Consider the following 16,069-nt stretch of genomic DNA (forward strand, 5'->3'; position numbering starts at 1 on the left):
GAAGTAAGCGTCGGCGTCGGGGGGCCCGGGGGGGGGGGCCCGGGGGGGGGGGTTCGCGTTGGCGGGGGGGGGGGGGGGGGCGCCGCCCGGCGGCGGGGGGGTGTGGTGCCGGGCGGGGCGCGCGGGGGCGCGCGCCGCGTAGCTGAACTTACTGACGATGATTGTGTTGTTCGCCCGGCAACTCCGCGCCGTGCGCGCGGATTGCCGCGATCAGTTCGGCTGGCGTGATTTCGTAACGCACCTCGCGGTGAATGCCTGGCTTGCGCTCGTCGACTTCGATCAGAAGAATGCCTTTGCCGTCTTCGGTCGATTCGAGGCGCAGCGAGCGGAGTTCGCGCGCCGTTGCGTCGTCGTATTCGGTGAGCAGGGCCATTGACCCGGAGGACCCGGTAGTGCGCATCGAGTTGTCCTTGTTACGTTGTTGATCGAACCATTGTACGGGCAGGTTTGCGCGCCGTCTGTCGCGCCACACTTACACCCTGGGAATTCGCCCGTTCTGCTATATGCTTGCCGGCGCACCGCGCTGCGCGTTGCCTGGCGCGGCTCGCCGCCTGATAGCGGCGTGACGCGTGAGCGTCGCAGCCAGTTTAACGCGACTCCACGAAACGACGGATGCATTTTTCGTGCCCCGTCGCGGTGCACTTGTTCGAGCCCTGTTGTCATGGCAGTGACGCATGCGTCGGCTAGGCGAAACCCGTTTCTTCGGTCTTGCGGGTACGGTCCGCTTCAAGTTGCCGCCGACTTTGCCGGTTTTGTGCGGCGGGCTTGCGTGGTAAGCCTGGGCCAAACGCTTGCGACGGGAGCTCGCGCAAAAAAATAGCCCGTCCGGAAAGGACGGGCCGTTAAACGCCGTTGTTACTCGGGTCAGCCGGCCCTTGCAACCATGGGCGCTGACGGTTCTATCCTGGTGTGTCGAAATGGGACTGTCGAGGTGGGAGTAACGCCGATCTATCAGACCATTGTGGCTTCATCCCACTCGGGCTCGCGCGCCGTGTGCCGCGACGATCCCGGTGCGGAGGTCGGGCGCGCCGTCGTGGCGGTGTGTCGGGCGGGTGTCGCGTCGGCAACGGTGAAGAGACGTACGGCTTCGTCCAGCACGTCGGCCTGCTCGGCGAGACGCTGCGCGGTGGCCGCCGCCTGTTCCACCAGCGCGGCGTTCTGCTGCGTGGCGCCATCCAGATGCGAGACTGCCTGGTTCACCTGGCGAATCCCTTCGGCCTGTTCGTTGCTCGCATTCGCCACCTCGACGATGATCGACGACACCCGGCTCACCGCCTCGTCGATCTCGCGCATCTGCGAGGTGGTGCGAGCGACCAGTTCGGTGCCGAGCGCCACTTCGGTGGCGCTTGCCTCCACCACCGATTTGATTTCCTTCGACGACGCCGCGCAACGCTGCGCCAGCATCCGCACCTCGCCCGCGACGACCGCGAACGAGCGGCCCGCTTCGCCCGCGCGCGCGGCTTCGACGGCGGCATTCAGCGCGAGGATGTTGGTCTGGAACGCGATGCCGTCGATCACGCCGGTGATGTCCGCGATACGTTTCGACGCAGCCGTGATGCTCGCCATGGTCTGCTCGACCTGGCCCGCGATCTTGCCGCCGACAGCCGCCGCCGCTTGCGCGTCTTTTGCCAGATCGAGCGCGCGCACGCTGGCGTCGGCGTTGGCCTGCACGGTGGTGGTCAGCTGCTCCATGGTGGCGGCTGTTTCTTCGAGCGACGCGGCCTGCAATTCGGTGCGCCGCGCGAGATCGACGTTGCCGCTCGAGATTTCCCGCGCGTTGTCGAGCATGCCGGTGATCTGCGCGCGCACGTCGTAGACGATCGCGGCGAGATTCGCCTTCAGTTGATTCAACGCCTGCAGCACGTCGCCGAGATCGTCGTGACGCGCGATGGTGAGATCGGCGGTCAGATCGCCGGCGGCGAGACGGGTCGCGAAACCGGACATGTCGTGGATCGGTGCGCCGAGCTGTCGCGTCAGCATCTGCCAGGAGACGAGGCTGACCGCCGTGGTGACGCCGAACGCGATCCAGAACGGCACGGGCGGCATGCCGCCCCATGCGGCGAGTCCGGCCAGCAGCAATGCGGTCGGCGTGATCGCATAGCCGAGCGCCGCGCGTGTCGTGACCGGCAGACGCATCAGCGCTTGCAGACGGCCGCGCAGGCCGGTGCGCACCGCCACGCCGCGATGCAATCTGAACGCGCGCGATTCGCCGCTGCGAATGCGTGCATACAGTGCCTCGGCGGCGCGCACCGCGGCGCGCTCCGGCTTCACGCGCACGCTCAGATAACCGACGACCGCGCCTTTCTCCACCACCGGCGTGACGTTCGCCTGCACCCAGTAGTGGTCGCCGTTCTTGCGGCGATTCTTGACGAGCGCGGTCCACGGACGGCCGTCGCGGATCGTCGTCCACATGTCGGCGAACGCTTCGCGCGGCATGTCCGGATGGCGGATCAGGTTATGCGGCTGGCCGATCAGTTCCTCGCGCGTGTAACCGGACACGGCGATGAAGGCCGGATTGCAGTACTGAATGCGGCCAGTCAGGTCGGTCGCGGACACTAACATCTGCGACGAAGGGAATTCGTATTCGTGCCCACTGACGGGCTGATTGTTGCGCATGGCTTTCCTTGCGGGTGCGTCCGCGAGTGTTCGCGGTCATTACGGCTATGCCGCAATTAACGGCATTACCCCCGCACTCTTTAGGGATTCCCAGCAAACCACTCAGGTTTTCCGGGCATTGAGCCGTTAATGCAGGGTTGCTTGATGCATACCGGTTGAGCTGGGGCAATCGGTGCCGGATGCGTGCCGTGCTACCTCTAAAAGCGCTACACTCCGCCCGAACCAACGCCCGAACACGCAGCAGGCATCGCAGATGCATTTGTCACGGCGACGATGCCGCCGTCCGCCTGCGCAAGCCGTGCTCCTTTTCGCAAGCCGATGCAGAAGATCCTCGACAGTACCCAGGAGTCGCTGACTCTGGCGTTCGCATCGCTCGCCCAGAGCGCGAAGCGCCAACGGCGCCTCTATCTCGCGACGATCGGATCGTTGATGCTGATCGTCGCGATCTTCGTGCTTCTGCTGGCGGCGCTCGCCGCCGCGAAGCAACTCGATTACCGGCGTAACTTTGCAGTCCAGAATGCCAGCGCGATCTCGCTGCTCCTGAATCGCGAAGAGTCGTTTCTGCGTCGCGCGGAATTCACGCTCGCCTTCTATCACGGCACCGCCAACGTCCTGTCCGCGCCCCGTGCCGTCGACGAATCGATCCGGCAGAGCGGTTTTGCGCGCGGTACGGTCGAAGGGATCGACGCGCAGTTCGACGTGTTCGTGGGCGAAGCCACTCGCGCTGCCTGGGGACCGAACTTCAGCGCGAATCTTTGGCGCGTGTATGAAGCGGCACAGTCGACGCTGGTGACGCAGATGTCGTTCGAGTTGCGACAGCGCGCGACCCTGATCGGGCTCAGCGAAGATTACGCGGCGGTTCTGCCTTCGCTTGCCGTGCCGCCTAGCGGCGCCGCGGCCGGTGCGTCGGCGAATCCGTCGTCGTTGCAACCGGAAACCGTCGGCAAGCTGCGCGACACGCTCGAGCGCGAACTGCTGAAGCAAACCGGCAAGCGCGTGCCCGGCAAGGGCGAACGCGTGTGGCTCGGTCCGTATCTCGATCCGCTGCAACGCACGCCGGTGATTTCGGCGGTAAGCGCCTTCTATGCCGACGACACCCCGGTCACGCTGATTGTGATGAGCGTGCCGGTCGATGCGCTCGCCGCGTATCTTGCGCGGCCCACCAACGAGGGCACGCTACTGCTGATGACGGCGGACCATCGCGTGATCGTGTCTTCGCCGCCCCTCGATGCGCAAACCACGCAGATGCTGGAGGATCTGACCGCGCGTTCGCACTTCGATGAGTATCGGCACACCAACGACGGCATGGTGTTGAGCGAGCCGCTGCCGCACGGTTTCGGCTCGCTGGTCGGCTTTATCTCGTGGCGCGCGCTGATCGCCACGCTCCGCTGGCAACTGGCGGTGCTCGCAGCGCTGATGTTGCTGACTTTGCTGACGATTGCGCTGACCGCGCGTTACTGGGGGCTGCGCCTGCTGAACAACGCGTTCGCCGAAGCGTCGCGCGCGCTCGAAAGCGAGACGATCAACCAGATTCTCGTGAGCGCGACGCCGGTCGGCTTGTGCATCGTCCGGCACAGCGACTATTCGATTCTGACGGCCAACGCGCTTGCCGAAACCTTGCTGCATATCGAAACGGGCAGCAACCGGTTGCCGCCGCACATCGGCGCGGCGTTTCGCGCGCAGCGGCCCGATCAGCCTTCCGTTGCATCGTTTGCGAAGATCGCGGCCTTCGGCGTGCCCGCGTTGCCGCACGCTGCTTCGCTGGACGAGGACGGCGCGCTGCGCACGCAGTTTCTCCAGTTCACTTACGCCCCCGCCCGCTATGCCGGCGAAAACGTGCTGTTCTGCGCGATTCTCGACGTCAGCGCGCAGCACACACTTGAACAGCAACTGCGGCTCGCACAGCAGAACACCGAAGCGATGATGCGCGCACGTTCGAATTTCTTCGCGTCGATGAGTCATGAAATCCGCACGCCGCTGAACGCGCTGTTAGGCAACCTCGAACTGTTCGCCCGCACGCCGGGGCTCGAAGTCCACGCGCAGCGGCTCGGCGCGCTCGGCGTCGCCGCCGATGCGCTGCGTCGCATCGTCAGCGATATTCTCGATTTCTCGAAGATCGACGCCGGCGAGATGAAGTTGCTGAGCGAGCCGTTCCGTCCGATCGACGACTTCGAAAACATCGCGCTCTCGTATGTGCCGATGGCGGCCGAACGCGCGATCCGTTTCTACTCCCATCTGTCGCCGACGCTCGACCAGGTGCTGCTCGGCGACCGCACGCGCATTGCGCAGATCGTCAACAACCTGCTGAGCAACGCGTTCAAGTTCACGTTGTGCGGCAAGATCACGCTGAAGGCCGAAGTCACGCACGATTCGCAAGGACGGCCGGTTCTCGCTTGCCGGGTCAGCGATTCGGGCATCGGTATGAATGAGGCGCTGGTGGCGCGCATCTTCAAGCCGTTCGAGCAGGGCGAAGCGAGCACGTCGAGTCGTTACGGCGGCACGGGCCTCGGTTTGTCGATTTGCGCGCGGTTATGCGAACTGATGGACGGCCAGATCACGGTCGAAAGCGTGGTGGGCGTGGGCAGCGCCTTCAGCGTATCGATTCCGCTCACGCTGCCGCCTGACGCGCTGCGCGAGCCGGTTGTCGAGCCCGCTCGCCGCGGCAACGTGCTGGTGGTGTGCCGCGAGCGCGAGTCGGGGCATCTGCTCGGCGAATGGTTACGGCGAGCCGGCTGGGTGGACCATGCAGTCACGTCGATGAGCAGTGCGCAAGCCTGGTTGCGGGTGAACCGGCCGGACGCGATCGTGATCACCGGGGAATACGGGCTCGACGCGATAGCGGAGTTGCGCGCGGTGCAGCCGGCCGGTGCGGTGTGGGTGACGCGCAACGGGCCGCATCGGCCCGCTTCGCGTGCGGAGGGCGTGCTCGAAGCGACGGAATTCAGCCGCACGGCGATTCTGTCGGCGGTGGAACTCGCTACCGGGGGCGCGGTTGTCGCCGGTGCTGCCGCCATCCCGGCGGCCGGCTCCGCAGTGGTGTCGACATCGATCCTGTTGCCGGCAGCAGTGCCCGATCCGGCGCTGCGCGGTCTGAAGGTTCTGATTGCAGAAGACAATTCGCTGATCCAGACGCTGATCGTCGAACAACTCGACGCGTTGGGCTGCGCGCCGACGATCACCGGCGATGGCCGCCAGGCGCTCGACGCGTTTGAGCAGGCCGATTTCGACATCGTGCTGACCGACATCCACATGCCGGTCATGGACGGTTACGCGTTGCTCGCCGCGTTGCGTGAGTCGGGTGCCGACGTGCCGGTGCTGGCGTTTAGCGCGGTGACCGAGCAACAGCCGGGCGCAGGATGGCGCGAGCGCGGCTTCAGCGGTTATGTGGCCAAACCGGCGTCGTTGGGTGAGCTGGAGGCTGCGTTGCTGGCGGCGCTGTCCGCGCGGCCGGGTGCTGCCGCGAGCGATGAAACGTCGTTTGACGCAACACCCATGACGTTAAGCGCCGACGACAAAGCGCGCTATACGGCGATGCTCAAGGCGCATCTGCAAAAAGATTTGCCGCGACTGCTGGCGATCGTCGACGAGGAAAACCAGCAGGCGTTACGCGACTGGGCGCATAGCGCGTCCGGCGCGTTCATGCTCGTTCAGGAGCCGCACTTCGCGCAGCGATGCCGCGAGTTGCAACGGCTGTGCGATACGAGCGAAGCCTGGACGACCGAGATGGACGAACGCGCGGTCTCGCTGCACGAGGCGCTATGCGATCGCTTCGGACTGGACGAGGAATCGATGCATTGAGCGAGACCGGCTCGCCGCGCGTGGGCTTTCACCGCTCCCACGCCGCGTCGATTCAGGCAGGCCGCTTCGCGATGAAGTCGATCTCCACCAATGCGTCGCGCGCCAGTCCGGTGACACCGATGCAGGTTCTGGCGGGCAGCGCGTCCGCGGGGAAGTACGCGCGGTAGACCGCGTTCATCGACGCATAGTCGCGCTTGAATTCCGTCAGGAAGATCCGCGCGGCAACCACGTGTTGCAAACCCAGCCCGACGCCTTGCAGGACGAGCACCAGGTTGTCCATCACGCGCTGTGTTTGCGCGACGACACCTTCCGGCAGCGGTGCGTCGTCGTCGGTGGGCGAGGTCGGCATCTGGCCGGTCAGGAATACCCAGCCGTCCGTTTCGGTCGCGTGAGAGAACGGGCCGACGGGCGTCGGCGCGGACGGGATCATCCAGAAAGTGGGGCTTGAGGTCATGGCGGAGCGCGCGAGTGTCGAGGAATGGACGAGGCGCTAGGCTAACCGATCAAAAGTCCGGCGACAGCGCGGCTTACGGTGTCGGGTCGGGACCGGCGGCGCGCGCGGTGGGGGCGGGCGGTGTCGGCGATGCGCTTTGCTTTAGCGTAACGATGGGGCCGAGGAACTGCTCGACATGCGGCAGCCAGATCGGGATCGAACGATCCACCGAAAACATGCCGTGACCGTCCCGGCCGAACGGCGGTTCGTACACCAGTTGCCCATGCCCGCCCGCGGCTTCGAACGCGCTGAACCAGGTTTTGACGACCTCCGGCGCAAAGTACTGATCGTTCTCGACGTAATGCCACAGCACCGGAACCTGCGTGGTCGATGCGAAGTGCGCGAGCGTTTGCGCCATCTTCTCGGGTCCGCAGGGCTGGCCCGGATGACGTGATGGATCGCCGCCGCGTCCACCGGAGAAGTTAAGCACCGCGACGAGTCCCTTCGGCGCATAGCTCGCGGCCGCGAGCGACGCGAAGCCGCCCGCCGATTGTCCGACCAGGACGACCTTGTCGCGATCGACTTGCGGCAGCTTGTCCGCGAATGCGATGGCGGCGAGCAGGTCCTGCGCGGCCGCTTGCCCGGCGCCTTCGAAGTCGGGGTTCTGGCACGAGCCGGTGCCCTCCGCGTATTCGCCGCCGGTGGCGCCATAACCGCGGCGGATCGGCACGATCACGGCGAAGCCGAGACTCACGAACTCGCGAATCTGCGCGAGCTTGCGGAAGCGGCCGACCTTGAAGCGATCGCGAGCGTTTGGCGGACTGCCGTGGCTCAGCACGATCAGCGGAAACGGCCCGGCTCCGTCGGGCATATAGGTGGTCGCGACGAGTTCGCGGGTGTGCTCGCCGAACAGACCATGCTCGGTCATCGGCACCTGAACGACGGTCTCGTGAATATCTTCGGCGACGGGGTCGCGTTCGTCCGCGCAAACCGAAGCCGTATAGCCGGCGAGCGCGATCGTCATCGTGGTCGCCGCGATCAGACTGCGCGCCAGCGCGCGTGTGGGATGGGTGAAGAGCATCAGCGAACACCTCGGCATTGTTGTTCTGTCGCGCGCGGTATTTTCGCGCGATCAGATCAAAACACCGGAACGCATGCGGGTCAAGCGCGTGTCGGGCGCAACGCCTCCCATGTCGCGTGCGCACCCGTCGGCTAACCGTGTTCAAGTTTCGTAGGCCATCGGTAGAGCCAGCATACGTTCCCCCAAATCATGCATAACCGAGCATAATCGGGTGTCAATAAGTCCTTGCGCCATGCATAAAACGGGCTATACTGCGCTAAAACGCGCTATAACGATCAATGCCCGGTTTCTAGCTTAGATCGCGATCTTGTCCGATAGCGCGCGTCTTACCAACCGGAGATATTGCCTTGAACGATCTCATCCAGGACGCTCACGCGGTCCTGCTCCCAGCGTTTGGCGGCCTCGAACTCGACGACGTCGTGCTGCGCTATCTGGACAACGGCGGCGTTTCGCTTCTCCCCGGCGAAAGCCGCGAAGAATATGTGGCGCGCGCAATGAGCGACGAGCGGCGTGCGAACGAGTCGGCCGAGCAGTTCGAAAGCATGACCGCGCTCGCGCGCGAACGCGCCGGCGCGGGTGTGATCATTGCGATCGACCAGGAGCTTGGCGGCATCCAGCGCCTTCATCAGCTTGCGCCCTCGCTGCCGGACTTCGACAAGGCCCGCGAGCTGTCGGCGGATGAAATCACGCGGCAGTCGGCCGCGGTAGCGAAAGCGGCACGCGCGCTGGGCGTCAATCTGTTTCTCGCACCGATCGTCGATGTCGTATCCGGCATCAACCCGTGGCTCGAGGGGCGCAATCTCGGCGTCGATCCGACCGAAGTCAGCCGCATTGCCTGCGCGTTTGTGCGCGGTGTTCAGGCCGCCGGTGTTGCTGCGACGGCCAAGCATTTCCCCGGTCATCCGCTGACCCGACTCGATCCGGCGCTTCATGAGGCGATCGTCGAGGCCACGCTGGACCAACTCGAGCCAAGTCTCGTCGTGTTCAAGGACGTGATCGGCGCCGGCGTCAGCGCCGTGATGTCCGGTCCCGCTTTGGTGCCGGCTGTCGACGCCAACGAGCCGTCCAGTACGTCTCGTGAAACGCTGTCCTTGCTGCGTGATCAGTTTGGTTTCCAAGGCCTGATCATTTCGGACGACCTGGATGCGCCGGGTATCTTGCGCGGACGAACGGTCGAGGCAGTCGCGGTGGCATCGCTGGTGGCGGGCGCCGACCTCCTGCTCGTGTCGAGCCAGGCAGGCCTCGACACGATCGTCCGGACGATCGTCGACGCGGTGAAGAGCGGGGCGCTCGCGCACGAACGACTCGCCGACGCAGCGCGGCGCGTGCGGTCCCTCGCGCGCCAACTGGAAACCGGGCATGACGCCGGTATCGCTGGCAACCTGGGCGGCTAACCATCATGAGCGAACTCTCCCGCCATGCGCATGCGGTGCTGTTGCCGGTGCTCGAAACACTCGAAGCCGACGATTCAATTTCCCGCTTTCTGGAGAACGGAGGCAAGAGCCTTCTGTTCGGCGAGACAGGCGAAGAGTATGTGTCGGGGCGAATGAGCGAACAACGGCTCAGGCGGGAAACGCCTGACGCCTGGCATCACGCAATCAAAACCTTGAAGGCACGCGCAGGCGGCGAGTTGATCTTGGCGGCCGATGCGGATATTGCCGCCGTGCATCGGCTGCAAGGGGTTGCTGCGAAGTTGCCGGCGCGCGACGCGGCGCAACGCATGCCGGAGGCCGAGTTGGAGCAGGCCTGCTTCGAGGCGGCGCGTGGCGTAGCCGAGGCGGGCATCAACCTGGTCCTTTCCCCCACCGCCGACGTGCTGACCGGTGGCAATCAATGGCTCGACGGCCGCACATTGGCCGACGATCCGTCGACCGCGTCGCGAATGGTGCGGTCGTACATACGCGGCGCGCGCCGTGCGGGTCTCAACACCACGCTGAAGCATTTTCCCGGACACCCTGTGTTGCGAGGTCATCCGGCGAAAGACGATGCGACGGTGCCCCTGTCGCTGGACGAACTACGCGCTCAATGGGGCGCTTTCCAGGCGGGAATCGACGAGGGTGCGAGTGCGGTAATGATGGGGCCGGCGCGCTTCGAGGCTTTTCAGCCGGCCGTAGCGGGATCGCTATCTGCTGACCTGATCGCGCTCTTGCGGGGCGAATTGAAATTCACCGGACTCGTGATGACGTGCGATCTCGACCACAAGGCGACTATCGGCAACCGCTCTGTCGCCGAGACCGCGGTTGCCTCACTCGCGGCCGGTGCCGATCTGCTGCTGCTGTCTCCGAATGCGGTGCCGCACATCGGGGAGATCGCAAACGCGATCGTCGCGGCGGTCGAGGGCGGCAAGCTCGATTTGTCGCGGCTCGAATCAGCCGCCGGTGCGGTCTACAGGTTGACTGCGCGCACCGTCTAATGGGATGCGACGAGTACTTGCACACCGAGGTCGGTAAATGCGCGAATCTGTTTTTTCGGCGCATCGGCCTCGACGATAATGGTCGAGATGCTGTCGATAGACGTGACGTTATGCGTCGCGACGCTGAGCAACTTCTCGTTGATCACGGCTATCGCCGCTGTTCCGCTTCGGGTCACGACGGCCCGTTTGAATGACGCGTCTTCGAGACTGAAGACCGTCAATCCTTCCTGCGCGTCGATAGCACACGCGCCGAGAAATGCGAGGTCGAACGACAGCCTCTGAATCGCCTCGACCGCAAGCACGCCGACCGTGCCGCCAATCGTTTTATCGACCTGCCCGCCCAGCGCGATCAGCGTCACGTTGTCCTTTTCCAGCAGCGCGGATGCGATGACCGGCGAGTTGGTCACGACAGTGAGTTTGAGATCGGCTGGAATCGCTCGCGCGATCGACAGGTTCGTGCTGCCGGTATCGAGAAAAACGCACTGGTTGTCGTTCAACAGCGAAATGGCGGCAACCGCCAATGCGTCTTTGCGCTCGGGTTCCCGCTCCATCCGATGCTGCAGGTTGCCGTCGTTAGGCGGAATGGCGACCGCGCCCCCGTACACTCTTCTGCATGCGCCCGCTTTGGCGAGATCGCTCAGATCGCGGCGAATGGTGTGTTCGGACACGCTGAATTTCGCGGACAGATCCGCCGCGAATACCTTCCCTTTTGATGCGAGCAGCGAGCGGATGTACTGCTGACGCTCATCTGGAAGCGCCTCGTAAGTAAGCATGGACGAACCCTATAAGCGAGCTGTACTGAGCAATACCGCGCATTATAGAGTAGGCGATTGCATTTTTACGCCTGGATGCGGGTTGTCAACCTTCTCCACCCCACACCATGGTTGACTGGTCACCGGTCATGTATTCGCGTATCTCCAGCGGTAACGATTGATCGCTTGGCAGCAGAACCGTTGCTTCGCGGAGGTGCTTCTTCCGAATGGAACCACGGTCGACGAAACACAAAGCGAGGCGCGTTGAAAACGGTTGCCGGAAGGAGGACGAGGCGACGCCCGTGACCACGCCATAAAGGAACCGGATGGGTCGCCGATGTTGTGGCGTGAGCACGGAAAAGGTCATTTCGTTTTTCTGACGCCCTTCGAAATCGATCATGAAAATCCGGTCGCCGAGCAGGAAGCAGAACCCGTGATAAGTGAAGGAGTACGCAACCTTGTTGGTGCTGTCCTGCAATGGGAAACGCTCGACAGTCACGTAGCGCACGGCCGAATCGTGTTCATAGATGCAGGTGACGGAGCGCAGAATCCGCCCTTTGTAGATCGACGAATTGTGATACCGGTGATAGACGCCGAGGAAGTCTTGCAGCGGCGCAACCGACGATTTGATCAGCGGCAAAAATCTTACGAATTGCGGGGCCGACTTCAGGTCGAGCGGAAGTTCATATTCGAGGCCTTCATAGAAGCTGCGGAATTCAGCAGGCGGCATGAACAGATCGCCTGGCTCCATCAGGAAGAACTTCGATATCTTCAGAAGGACCTTCTGCGAAGGAACATGGTAGCCGGCAAGATATTTGTTGAACTGCTGACGATTCACGTTGAGCTTGCGGCAGAAGTCCGCGACCGAATCGAACGAAGCCACCAGCAGAGACAGGTTAGTGGCGAGATTTGCGAGGTCTTGCTGTCGGTCCATGTCTTTGTATGGGGAAAAGCTTCGGACTGTGCCGAATTGTTTAGCGGGAATGTCGAGCAAGCCAGGGTTGGCCACGCTGTGAATCGCCGGATGGTACGCGCCCGTCGGCGCTATGCCAACTGATAAAAACCCCGCGAAAACCACGTTGTTTTAGCGACGTGAGTCGCCACGGGCCAGCAGGCCTTGCCGTGATTCAGTGTACTGCTTTCCGTGCGTCACAGTGCGTCTCGTTTGTGCCGTCTGCGAAATTGAGTGCATTTTTTTAGTAGCAAATACTCCTCTCCAACGAGCAGGCGGTGTCTTTGAGCGGATCGCCGCATGAGACGCTAAATCCGAAGGAGACGAGATTGAAGCTAACGGGCGCACAGGTCATTGCGCAAGCAATGAAGAACTACGGCGTCCAGTACGTGGCCGGTGTGCCGGGCCGAGACTGCCTGCCGCTGCTGGACGCATTTCTCGATGGCGGCAGGGAAATCCCGTTCATTCAGGTGATGCAGTCGAGGAGCGCCGTCCACCTCGCCGACGGCTTCCATCGTGCGTGCGGCCGGCCTATGGCGCTCATCGGCGGGGTAAGCGGCAACGACATGCCGATGCCGACAGACATGACTGTGATGGAAGCGCACGCCAGCGCGGCGCTGATGATAAGTGGCCGCAGCTTTGCAGGGCCTGCGCAGTACGCGTCCTCTTCCGAACGCGGTCCGCTAGTCAACAGTAGCGGTGTCACGCGCTGGAGTGTGCAGAACGCAGCGCAGTTGCCGGATGTTTTGCAGTCTGCGTTTGGCGTGCTGCTGGCGAGTCAGCCAAAGCCTGTGCAGATGGAGGTGTCTCTCGATGTTCAAAGCGAGCCGCTCGAGATCGACATGCATGCGCTCCATGCGCAACAGTTGGCAGAGCCGCCGGCAGCGGATCCTCGGTTGGTCGAAAAGGCGGTGGCACTGCTGCTGTCGTCAATGCGGCCGGCGATCTTCGTGGGGACGGGGATCGGGACCGAAGCAATCGATGCGAAAGACGCCCTCCTCGAACTGGCAACCCGGCTCGGCGCGCCGGTGGTGACGTCGGCCGGCGCGAAGGGCGTCGTACCCGAAGACCATCCGATTAGCGGGCTGTCCGCCGGGAATTTCGGTACTGGGGTCGGCAATTCGATTCTCGCGCGTGCAGACCTGCTTCTCGTGGTGGGCTGCAAGGACGCCGATTGGGCCGGCATTCCCGATGTACTGCATGCGGCCGGCGATTCGGTCGAACGGATGCTGATCCGCGTTTCTCTCGCCCCCCCGCAGGACGATCAAAGCTGGGAGCTGGACTTTCATGCAGATGCAACCCGCGCGCTTCGCGACATGTCCGTTGCGATATCTCCCCAGCGATCGCGGCGCGCTGTGTCGCGACACGAGCGCTGGCTCGCGACGATAGAAGCACTGAAGACGCAGTGGCTGCAACTCGTCGCAGAGCGCTCGTCGGTGCTCAAGACGCCATTTTCGGCGCAACGGCCGATCAGCGTGCTTCAACGCGTCATGGAGCGGGACGGAGTTGTCGTCGCAGGACCAGGCACCGCGTTGATGGCCGTTCAGCAGGTGTTCCGCGCGTACCTGCCGCGCACCCAACTCACTTGCGCGAATTCGCCCGCGGTCGGTTGGGCGGTTCCGGCGGCCATCGGCGCAAAACTGGCGGTGCCGGCCAAGGATGTCGTATGCGTGGTCGGCGACGGCGACTTTCTCCAGTCTCTTCCGGAGATGGCCGTGTGCGTGATGCACGGTTTGCCGCTGGTGTTCGTCGTGCTGAATAACTGCGGACACATGTCGACCCGGTTCCTGCAACAGAAGCTTCTGGGCCGGCATGTCGGCTCTGAATTCAACATGCCCAACGGAAGACCCTATTCACCGGATTTCTCCGACATCGCTCGAAGTTTCGGACTGGAGGCCTGGCGCGTAGAGCATGAATCTCAACTCGAACGAGCATTGAGAGGCGCGCTGTCGAGCGGCGGACCGGCGCTCGTGGAAATTCTGACTGCCCGTGAAGACTACGCGTCGCTCGCGGGCTTTTGCGGAGGTTCCGGATATTCGGTGGAAAAGAATCCGACGCGCCGTCCCGAAGGGAGTGCTGTCGAGTGAGCGTATTGGGCACTTCGGCAATGCATGGATCCAGCGCGCCGCGTTCCGTTTTTGGTTGATGTCTTACTACAGAGGCGAGTTTATGGAAGTAGATACGAGTCGCAGACTGAACGTATCTCTGAAGTCCGGAGATGCGAACGGACGCGCAAAGTCGCGGTCGCCGCGACGCAAGCAGTTTTTGAATCCCGCGGTCGTTACGTTGACGCCGAGCATCGTCGTGCTGACTATTGCGGTCTACGTGTTTATCGGCTGGTCGGTGCTGATCTCGTTCACGAATTCGAAGTTCGCACCGAATTACGATTTCGTCGGACTCGCGCAGTACGTGCGCCTGTGGAACTCCGATCGCTGGAATGTGGCCGTCGTCAACCTCGGTCTTTTCTCCGTGGCGTTCATGGTCATCTCGCTTGTCATCGGTCTGCTGCTCGCGATTTTCCTCGACCAGAAGGTGCGCGCCGAAGGGACGCTCCGAATGATCTACCTGTATCCGATGGCGGTCTCGTTGATCGTGACCGGTACCGCGTGGAAGTGGATTTTGAATCCCGGCCTCGGACTCGAAAAGCTTTTTCACGACATCGGCTGGACCAGTATTCATATCAATTGGCTGATCGATCCGAAAATGGCGGTTTATACGCTGGTGATCGCTGCGGTCTGGCAAACAGCCGGCTTTGTGATGGCGATTTTTCTCGCAGGACTGCGTGGCGTCGACGGTGAAATCGTCAAAGCGGCGCAGATGGAAGGCGCCGGTGTGTTCCGCATCTACTCGACGATCATCATTCCGATGCTCCGATCGTCGGTGTTCAGCGTGATCGTGATTCTCATCTATCAGGCTGTGCGCTCATTCGATCTGGTCGTTGCGCTGACGAATGGCGGCCCCGGCTTCTCGAGCGATCTCCCGACAACGTTCATGTACAACCTCACCTTCAGCCGCGGCCAACTGGCTCAAGGCGCGGCGAGTTCCGTGATGATTCTGCTGGTCGTGGTCGTCATTATTGTTCCGTATCTCTTTTCGGAGTTTAAGCGTGAGCACCACGATAGCCTCTAATCTCGCCCATCGTCCGGCGCGCCCCAGAAATCGCCGCCGGACCCTTACCCGGACGGTCAGCCGCGCCGTTCTTTACGCGGTGCTGATCGCGTTCGCTGCGTTCTTCATCATGCCGCTGGTGGTGATGGTGTTCGCGTCGCTGAAGGACATGGCGGAGATCCGTTCGACCTCGATACTCTCCGTGCCGCTGAGACCGACTTTTCAGCCGTGGGTCGACGCGTGGCAAAACGCGTGTGTCGGCGTCGATTGCGTGGGTTTGCGCGGCTTTTACTTCAACACCGTCTTGATGGTCGTGCCGGCCGTCGTGCTGTCGGCGCTGTTCGGCGCGCTCAACGGCTACGCGCTGACCAAGTTCAATTTCAGGGGATCGCGTTTCGTCTACGGGATCATTCTGTTCGGCAGCTTTACGCCGTATCAGGCCGTTCTGATTCCGCTCGCGAAGACGCTCGGTGTGCTGGGACTCTCGGGAAATATCGGCGGACTCGTTCTTGTGCATACGATCTACGGCCTCCCGTTTACGACGATGTTCTTCCGCAACTACTTCATGACGGTGCCGCAGGATCTGATCAAAGCGGCGCGAGTCGACGGTGCGGGTTTCTGGACCACCTTCCGCCATATCATCCTGCCGCTTTCGGTACCGATGATCGTGGTGACCGTGATCTGGCAATTCACCGGCATCTGGAATGACTTCCTGTTCGGCGTGTCGTTCACGAGCGGGCAGAACACACCGATCATGGTGGCGCTCAACAACATGGTGAGTGCGAGCGCGGGTGAACGTCCGTACGACGTGCATATGGCGGCGGCGTTGCTGGCCGCGTTGCCCACGTTGGTCATTTATGTTCTGGCTGGTAAATATTTTGTGCGCGGGCTGATGGCCGGCGCGGTCAAGGGGTAA

General features: G+C 62.9%; 12 protein-coding genes. 6 read left to right on the plus strand and 6 right to left on the minus strand.

Going from position 1 to position 16,069, the window contains the following annotated elements; translation table 11 throughout:
• Nucleotides 1–148: 148 nt before the first annotated feature.
• Both PQQ51_RS06265 and PQQ51_RS06270 read right to left on the minus strand, forming a co-directional pair.
• The gene (locus tag PQQ51_RS06265; protein WP_007178686.1) at nucleotides 149–400 is read right to left on the minus strand and encodes a hypothetical protein; all 252 of its coding nucleotides are present in this window, start codon (nucleotides 398–400) and stop codon (nucleotides 149–151) included.
• 551 nt (nucleotides 401–951) lie between these two features.
• Nucleotides 952–2,616 carry a methyl-accepting chemotaxis protein gene (locus tag PQQ51_RS06270; RefSeq protein WP_408495720.1) on the minus strand — a complete coding sequence of 555 codons (1,665 nt, stop codon included), beginning with the start codon at nucleotides 2,614–2,616 and terminating at the stop codon, nucleotides 952–954.
• 318 nt (nucleotides 2,617–2,934) lie between these two features.
• Here PQQ51_RS06270 and PQQ51_RS06275 point away from each other — a divergent pair, with 318 nt between their 5' ends.
• Nucleotides 2,935–6,414 carry an ATP-binding protein gene (locus PQQ51_RS06275; RefSeq protein ID WP_408495722.1) on the plus strand — a complete coding sequence of 1,160 codons (3,480 nt, stop codon included), beginning with the start codon at nucleotides 2,935–2,937 and terminating at the stop codon, nucleotides 6,412–6,414.
• 52 nt (nucleotides 6,415–6,466) lie between these two features.
• Here the strand turns inward: PQQ51_RS06275 and PQQ51_RS06280 are convergent, their stop codons facing one another.
• Together PQQ51_RS06280 and PQQ51_RS06285 are read right to left on the minus strand one after the other, a co-directional pair.
• On the minus strand, nucleotides 6,467–6,868 hold the full coding sequence (locus tag PQQ51_RS06280) for a RidA family protein (protein WP_408495724.1): 402 nt from the start codon (nucleotides 6,866–6,868) through the stop codon (nucleotides 6,467–6,469).
• Between the two features lie 73 nt (nucleotides 6,869–6,941).
• Complete coding sequence (locus tag PQQ51_RS06285) at nucleotides 6,942–7,928, minus strand: alpha/beta hydrolase family protein (protein WP_408495726.1); 987 nt, start codon at nucleotides 7,926–7,928, stop codon at nucleotides 6,942–6,944.
• A 347-nt stretch (nucleotides 7,929–8,275) separates the two neighbouring features.
• On the opposite strand from PQQ51_RS06285, the gene PQQ51_RS06290 reads away from it, so the two are divergent.
• Nucleotides 8,276–9,322 (plus strand): glycoside hydrolase family 3 N-terminal domain-containing protein, encoded by a 1,047-nt coding sequence (locus PQQ51_RS06290; RefSeq protein WP_408495728.1) that lies wholly within the window; start codon nucleotides 8,276–8,278, stop codon nucleotides 9,320–9,322.
• A 5-nt stretch (nucleotides 9,323–9,327) separates the two neighbouring features.
• Nucleotides 9,328–10,341 carry a glycoside hydrolase family 3 N-terminal domain-containing protein gene (locus PQQ51_RS06295; protein WP_408495730.1) on the plus strand — a complete coding sequence of 338 codons (1,014 nt, stop codon included), beginning with the start codon at nucleotides 9,328–9,330 and terminating at the stop codon, nucleotides 10,339–10,341.
• On the opposite strand, the gene PQQ51_RS06300 is transcribed toward PQQ51_RS06295, so the two are convergent.
• Together PQQ51_RS06300 and PQQ51_RS06305 are read right to left on the minus strand one after the other, a co-directional pair.
• Nucleotides 10,338–11,114 carry a DeoR/GlpR family DNA-binding transcription regulator gene (locus PQQ51_RS06300; RefSeq protein ID WP_408495732.1) on the minus strand — a complete coding sequence of 259 codons (777 nt, stop codon included), beginning with the start codon at nucleotides 11,112–11,114 and terminating at the stop codon, nucleotides 10,338–10,340. The two genes, PQQ51_RS06295 and PQQ51_RS06300, sit on opposite strands and share 4 nt — an antisense overlap.
• Before the next feature lie 85 nt (nucleotides 11,115–11,199).
• Nucleotides 11,200–12,102, minus strand: a complete 903-nt coding sequence (locus PQQ51_RS06305) for a helix-turn-helix domain-containing protein (protein ID WP_408495734.1) — start codon at nucleotides 12,100–12,102, stop codon at nucleotides 11,200–11,202.
• Nucleotides 12,103–12,374: 272 nt separating this feature from the next.
• On the opposite strand from PQQ51_RS06305, the gene PQQ51_RS06310 reads away from it, so the two are divergent.
• From PQQ51_RS06310 to PQQ51_RS06320, 3 genes are all read left to right on the plus strand, one after another.
• Nucleotides 12,375–14,132, plus strand: coding sequence for a thiamine pyrophosphate-binding protein (locus PQQ51_RS06310; protein ID WP_408495736.1), 1,758 nt, complete (start codon nucleotides 12,375–12,377; stop codon nucleotides 14,130–14,132).
• Nucleotides 14,133–14,310: 178 nt separating this feature from the next.
• Nucleotides 14,311–15,174: a carbohydrate ABC transporter permease gene (locus PQQ51_RS06315; protein WP_408495738.1), complete on the plus strand. Its 864-nt coding sequence runs from the start codon at nucleotides 14,311–14,313 to the stop codon at nucleotides 15,172–15,174.
• A 109-nt stretch (nucleotides 15,175–15,283) separates the two neighbouring features.
• Nucleotides 15,284–16,069 (plus strand): carbohydrate ABC transporter permease, encoded by a 786-nt coding sequence (locus PQQ51_RS06320; RefSeq protein ID WP_408496085.1) that lies wholly within the window; start codon nucleotides 15,284–15,286, stop codon nucleotides 16,067–16,069.

It is taken from the genome of Paraburkholderia xenovorans, assembly GCF_046030735.1.
Taxonomy (GTDB): domain Bacteria; phylum Pseudomonadota; class Gammaproteobacteria; order Burkholderiales; family Burkholderiaceae; genus Paraburkholderia; species Paraburkholderia xenovorans_A.